Here is a 274-nt window from a genome sequence, read left to right on the forward strand (position 1 = left end):
TATCCGGGGAGGAACCCCGCACTTCGACTATGTCTGTGACGCTGCTACCCGCGGTATTACAGACGTCGCGGTGCGTACCAAGACCCCTATCGGTTTCGGCATTCTTACCTGTGACGATGAAGCCCAAGCCCTCGACCGTGCCGGGCTCGAGGGATCCCACGAAGACAAGGGTTATGAGGCTGCCCAAGCAGCTATCGCTACCCTCACCGCGTTGTCCACTGCCCTTGCGTCTGGCCCATCGTAGACCCAGAGGGCTTAAGGTGGGGTTGTGGCC

The 274-nt window shown here is 60.6% G+C and carries 1 protein-coding gene; it reads left to right on the forward strand.

The window, feature by feature from the left end:
* Nucleotides 1–244: 6,7-dimethyl-8-ribityllumazine synthase (locus HBA93_RS21120; RefSeq protein ID WP_221724575.1), on the forward strand; the 244-nt coding region annotated here is incomplete at its 5' end.
* Nucleotides 245–274: the final 30 nt, after the last annotated feature.

It is taken from the genome of Ochrobactrum sp. SFR4, from assembly GCF_019730395.1.
Classification (GTDB): Bacteria; Pseudomonadota; Alphaproteobacteria; order Rhizobiales; family Rhizobiaceae; genus Pseudochrobactrum.